Below are 5,328 nucleotides of genomic sequence, written 5' to 3' on the forward strand. Positions count from 1 at the left end.
TGCCCCCTGCCCCCTGCGGTTTTAATGATAAGTCTTTAGCCGGACATGATATGACTCGATGTTTCTCCTAGACATCTAGGTTCTGTCGCAAGGTTTTTTAATCAGGGGCATCGATGCCAACTCCAGCGTGATTGACGAGGGCATCAAACGGTATTGTCAATTTAACTGAATTTGGCGCTGGTTATTGAGAATGAGTGTACTTAGAGTCACGCAGAAATCAGTCTTTCAGCCTTTGAAAATCAGACAGTTTCTCAATCAGCAAGCCCTTGAACGGTTAAATTGACAATACCCGTGAGCCTATTAGAATCCCTCTGCTTTCTGGTGGACTGGGGCGATCCGCTGCCCCTAACTATTGGATGAGAGTGAAGCCGATATGATCGATGCTGAAATTCACTTAAAACTTCAGTGTAATTCGCCTAACCTTGGTAATCCATCTGCTCTAGATCAGCAATCAAGCCCGGTCTAGTAGGATTCCAGCCCAGTTTTTTTCTCGTGATAGCGCTTGAGCCTACAAGGTCATGGTCAGCGAACATACTAAACCATCCAAAATGAGCCTCCGCTTCTTCTGGCAGTATTGATTTCACAGGCATCTGCAGGCCGCGACCGATAACTTCGGCAATATCACGCATATACACACCTTCTTCGGCTACCGCATGGTACTTGGCACCGTTTTCGTTCTTTTCCAACACGAGCCTGTAAAGGCGGGCGACATCCAAAACGTTTGCCGCCGCCAAGCGATTCTGACCTTCCCCAACATAGGCGGAAACACCTTTCTCGCGTGCTATGGCGATGGCAGAACTAACAAGTCCTTGCTTGACAGTGTTGTGAACTTGAGGCAGGCGTACAACTGAAACACGAACACCCTTGGGTACCAGCGCAAGCGCCGTTTGTTCTGAAACACGCGGGAATGGAAAATTCGGCGATATGACACTATCTTCGGTCGCAAGCTGTCCCGGTGCAGCTAATCCCGCAAGCCCTGATGTGGCAATAAATAGGCGATCAAAACCGGCGAGTTCAGAACCGATCGCTTCGATGGCCTGCCTGTCGATCTCGCTATTCTCCACGAAATTCGAGAAATCGTGAATGAAGGCCAAATGAATGACAGCATCAGCCGCCGCGGCACCACGGCGCAGGCTTTCAATATCTTCCAGTGAGCCGCGATGAACATCTGCGCCGATGTCCGCTAAGGATTTTGCCCCTTCGTCCGAACGGGCCATGCCAAGGACTTTGTGCCCGGCTGCAATCAGTTCCTTGACGACGGGAGTGCCAATAAATCCGGTAGCACCAGTAACAAAAACACGCATGAGTTAGTCTCTTTATATGTGGTTGATAAAATTCACTCGGGCTTCATCGCCTGAATCCTGAATATCTGCTAAAACGGAGTTGAACTCCACATTTCCTATATTAACGGAGACTGTCTCCGTTTGCAAGCTCTTTTGCATGGCTACGAAACGTTCACAATCTTCAGACCGAAGTCCACGGCGTGACGCGCAGCGGAATCGCGAGCGCCTTCTCGAAGTGGCAAAGCAGGCGTTTTCTCAGTACGGTGCCAACGCAAGCCTAGACGAAATCGCCAAGGAGTCCGGTGTCGGCCCGGGAACCTTGTACCGTCACTTCCCGACCCGTGAGGACCTTCTGGTGGCGGTTTATCGGAGTGAGGTAGAAAAGCTGGCAGCGGCGGAACGGCAGTTTGCTCAGACACTGCCTCCACTCGAAGCGCTGCGCGCCTGGATGCTGTTGTTTGTTGACTACATTGCCGCGAAACAGATCATCGCCCCTGCGTTGAATGCCCTGGTGGGAGATCCGAAGCAGGTTTTTGAAGGTTCATACACCCAGATATGGGAGGCAATTCGGGCACTGGTGAAACAGGCGATCGAAAACGGTGATATCCGCGAAGACCTCGATCCGATCGATCTGCTCCGGGCTCTGATTGGCGTTGCCAATGTAGCATCCACTCCTGACTGGCAGCAAAGCGCCCGGCGACTGGTGGATATTCTCATCCTCGGTTCGCGGCCAATAAAGTGAGTGGCTGATTGGCATTGAGCCGACATCTGTGTTTTTTCCGGCAAGATGACCCCAAAAGGCTTGATTTCTCGTTACCAAATACGGCTTTTTTGACCTTTCTGTATCAAATTATCAAAATCATACAGGATAAGGGTTTTCAAACAATCTTGCAGGTTCTTACACGCATCTCGCTTTCATGCCAACTTCCTCTGAATATCCCGTTTCAGCATAAACTCTTCCGTGTAATACACGGCTAGAGCTAGACTAGCAGTGTATTACATGGAAGATGCATTCTACTTTGACCATGTGAGGAATGGCACTAAGAAAAGCTGAAATACTTGCCTGGTAAGGGGTTTAGAAAACTAATAGTTTTAAGGGCGGGAATCAAAATAATCTGCAACTCTCAGTTTGCGATCGCTGCTTGATTAGCCTACGTTTTTCCAAAGTGATGAAACCCTTGTAAATAATACATTTGCTCTTTTCTTAGTGGCATTCGACCATGTGAGGGGTCAGCAACAGATTCGTTGTCAATTCTCAGGATTCGCAGGTGAGGGAATTTGCAGCGAAAACGTTCCTCCAATGCTTGAGTTCCCCACTTAGACTTGGCTTTCTGAGCAGAGCGGCATAATAAATGATGCCCCCCTTTATAAATCGCTTTGTCCACTGCGGCAATGAGATTCTTCGGGTTACTGCCAGAATAGTTGTAACAGTTTCCGGCTAGGTAGCGTTTAACCTTTTCCCAAAACCCAATTCCGAATTAAAAATGCACAAAGCCAGAAGTATTGGCGGCCGCCGTGGTATAGCAGGAAGCTGGGAATTATAAAGGTAGGTAGTTCATAACTATTGAAGACTTGGCTTATCGCTCCATTTTAAATTGATTAGTGTTTGGATAAAATTATAATTTTGTAATTGAAATACAGGGTGAACTGTAATTTAGAAGTAGCCGGCGTTGCATAATAGAGGGATGAATTGAGGTCATCTACTGTGTAATGTCCATACTGCAACTCTACTGAAATTAGAAAAAATGGTAAACGAAGAGGTAAACAAAATCACATTTGTGTCAATTGTGGTCGTCAATTTATCGATGTTTAGAATCCAGCAAAAGGGTACTCAGATGAAATCAAGCAAGAATGTTTAAGGTCATACGTCAATGGCATCGGATTTCGAGCAATTCAGCGTGATAAAGAAGTTCACCATACAACCGTAATTTATTGGTTACAGGACTTACGCAACTGTCACAAGCAATCGCGCGGTATAGCCGCGCCGTGCGCCAAACAACTAGGAGATAAACATGGGAACATCCGGACGTTTTAGTTGCTGAACTAAATAATTTGACAATAATCCATGTTTAATTTGATAAATTGTTTGACTACTTTTATAAGCTAAAGTTTTGAGTCTAAGCCAGACTAAAATAGCGCGAGGCTTTCATGGTTTCTTTGAATCCGACCCTTGCGACATTGACACGATTCAATACCAGTCAATTGTTTTAATTCTCTATGAAACTCCTCAACCTTCCATCGCACCTTACACACTTTTTGTACAACGTCCGTAGAATCTTGAGATAAATCGTTTGTAGCGATAAAATCCGTTCTGTCGGTGAAGACAGTGACCCGGAAAAGCTTCACTTTTTTAGCTTGAGAAAACTTTTTTATTTTAATTATTTTACCTAATTCAACTCCTCTTTATCCCAAGATAATAATTCAATTCTTTGATAATCTTTTTTACCTGCCGTATCATCAACAAGTCGATTATGTTTCAGAGGGCAATAATAATATTTTCCTAACTCATCAATATATAACATCAATTTATTTGTTGCATACCAAGTGTCCATCAAGACGGCTTGAAACGGTAAACTCTTATGATAAACCAGGTTTTGCAGCATCTCTGTCACATGGTCTATCTTTGTTTTCCCATCTCTATCTGGCTTTACTCATGTCGCTCTCTCGGTGCTGTGTTCTATCTATTCACAGCGTATACTGAGAGAGCTTTTTTACAACATACCCGACTTTTCAAACACCCTCTAAGAGAACGTTAAGATTGCTGCCGAATTTATTCTTCTTGAAGTATGATTTCTGTTTTCAATTCAGTTCAGGCAATTGTGCAAGCGCTCCCTCCATCCAGTCGCTGATTGCTGTTGTTTCATCTACCCCTCGTGCTACAGCGTCAACTACATGCTTCTGATAAGAGTTAGCAGCATGATTCGGATGGACAAACTTATTACCAGCCCAAGCCAAACACATGGTTTTGACTAGTTCATCAATCTGAAGAGAATCAAGCTCACTCGGACTTGTAACATTTCGAGAATGCAACCAAACTTTTACTAACTAAGGACGACCCAAAAAACACGGGTCTAAATTCAAACGTAAATGTTCCCACAACATGGAGTGAGGCTGCATCTGTCTTCGAGGTAGATGATCCGAAACTACAACGGGTACGGGTTAGCCTGTGGAAAAATTTACATTTCCGTAAAGCGGCGACACGTCCTATGTCACTGATTAAAGTTGAACGTCTTAATGAACAAGGTAATCAACCAGTATCAAAACCTTTGTGGTTAGCTTGGGTAGGGGAAGAAATGCCTCCCTTAGAAGAGGTTTGGCGACTTTACTTGCGTCGCTTTACCGTTGACCACTGGTATCGTTTTTTAAAGCAACGTTTACATTGGACTGTGCCCAAGTTTAGTACTCCCAAGCAGTGTGAGCAGTGGAGTGACCTGATGCCCCTCATGACTTGGGAATTGTGGTTAGCCCGTGATATCGTGACTGATAATCCTTTACCTTGGCAGAAGTCCTCTGATAAATTGACCCCTGGGCGAGTTGCTCAAGCTATGGGAGGAGTTTTTGCGGTGATTGGTACTCCAACAAGATCACCCAAACCTCGCGCAAAGTCCCCTGGCTGGCAAACAGGAAAAAAGCGTCACCGTAAAAACCGATGCCCAATTGTCAAAAAAACAGTAACTCCACCACGTAAAGAACCATCAGTTGCGGTTTAATACTCAAGATTATTCATAATATCATTACGTCTCTCATTAACTCAGCACTGCTGGGTCTTTTTGGATGGCTTAGTCTAAACTCCAGTACAAAAGAATAATAACTCCATAAAAGTTCTCTTATTTTAATAGAAAATTTGAAAATTTTTTCTTTTCTGTTTTCTTTTCAAAATGAGAATTGCTGCTTACTTAACCGAACAGTATTGGATAAGATGCTTATTTGGTATGGTTTTCAATTGTGGCGTACATTTAACCACGGCAAGACTTATTGAAAAAATCAATAAAAGTAGGAAAAGTAGGAAAAGTATGATCTTTTATATAAACCCTTGATTATGCTG

Annotated in this window: 4 protein-coding genes and 3 pseudogenes; 3 read left to right on the forward strand and 4 right to left on the reverse strand. The window is 44.2% G+C overall.

The window, feature by feature from the left end; translation table 11 throughout:
* Positions 1–416: 416 nt before the first annotated feature.
* Positions 417–1,304: an SDR family oxidoreductase gene (locus tag ACFE90_RS35930; RefSeq protein WP_375507026.1), complete on the reverse strand. Its 888-nt coding sequence runs from the start codon at positions 1,302–1,304 to the stop codon at positions 417–419.
* Between the two features lie 136 nt (positions 1,305–1,440).
* Between ACFE90_RS35930 and ACFE90_RS35935 the strand changes: the two genes are divergently transcribed.
* On the forward strand, positions 1,441–2,025 hold the full coding sequence (locus tag ACFE90_RS35935) for a TetR/AcrR family transcriptional regulator (RefSeq protein ID WP_375507027.1): 585 nt from the start codon (positions 1,441–1,443) through the stop codon (positions 2,023–2,025).
* Between the two features lie 478 nt (positions 2,026–2,503).
* Here the strand turns inward: ACFE90_RS35935 and ACFE90_RS35940 are convergent.
* A pseudogene (locus ACFE90_RS35940) lies at positions 2,504–2,722 on the reverse strand (hypothetical protein); the annotation flags it as partial.
* A gap of 296 nt (positions 2,723–3,018) precedes the next feature.
* Here ACFE90_RS35940 and ACFE90_RS35945 point away from each other — a divergent pair.
* Positions 3,019–3,231, forward strand: a pseudogene (locus tag ACFE90_RS35945) (IS1 family transposase); the annotation flags it as partial.
* A 51-nt stretch (positions 3,232–3,282) separates the two neighbouring features.
* Here ACFE90_RS35945 and ACFE90_RS35950 read toward each other — a convergent pair.
* Positions 3,283–3,928: pseudogene (locus ACFE90_RS35950) on the reverse strand (transposase); the annotation flags it as partial.
* Between the two features lie 154 nt (positions 3,929–4,082).
* A complete protein-coding gene (locus ACFE90_RS35955; RefSeq protein WP_375507028.1) occupies positions 4,083–4,313 on the reverse strand; it encodes a hypothetical protein in 231 nt (76 codons plus the stop codon).
* A 176-nt stretch (positions 4,314–4,489) separates the two neighbouring features.
* Between ACFE90_RS35955 and ACFE90_RS35960 the strand changes: the two genes are divergently transcribed.
* Positions 4,490–4,993, forward strand: a complete 504-nt coding sequence (locus ACFE90_RS35960) for a hypothetical protein (protein ID WP_375507029.1) — start codon at positions 4,490–4,492, stop codon at positions 4,991–4,993.
* Positions 4,994–5,328 lie beyond the last annotated feature (335 nt).

The organism is uncultured Nostoc sp., from assembly GCF_964245445.1.
Classification (GTDB): domain Bacteria; phylum Cyanobacteriota; class Cyanobacteriia; order Cyanobacteriales; family Nostocaceae; genus Nostoc.

Coding starts and splice junctions, on each gene's coding strand:
- ACFE90_RS35930 (WP_375507026.1), bottom strand. CDS start 1,304: ATGCGTGTTTTTGTTACTGGTGCTACCGGATTTATTGGCACTCCCGTC.
- ACFE90_RS35935 (WP_375507027.1), top strand. CDS start 1,441: ATGGCTACGAAACGTTCACAATCTTCAGACCGAAGTCCACGGCGTGAC.
- ACFE90_RS35960 (WP_375507029.1), top strand. CDS start 4,490: ATGTCACTGATTAAAGTTGAACGTCTTAATGAACAAGGTAATCAACCA.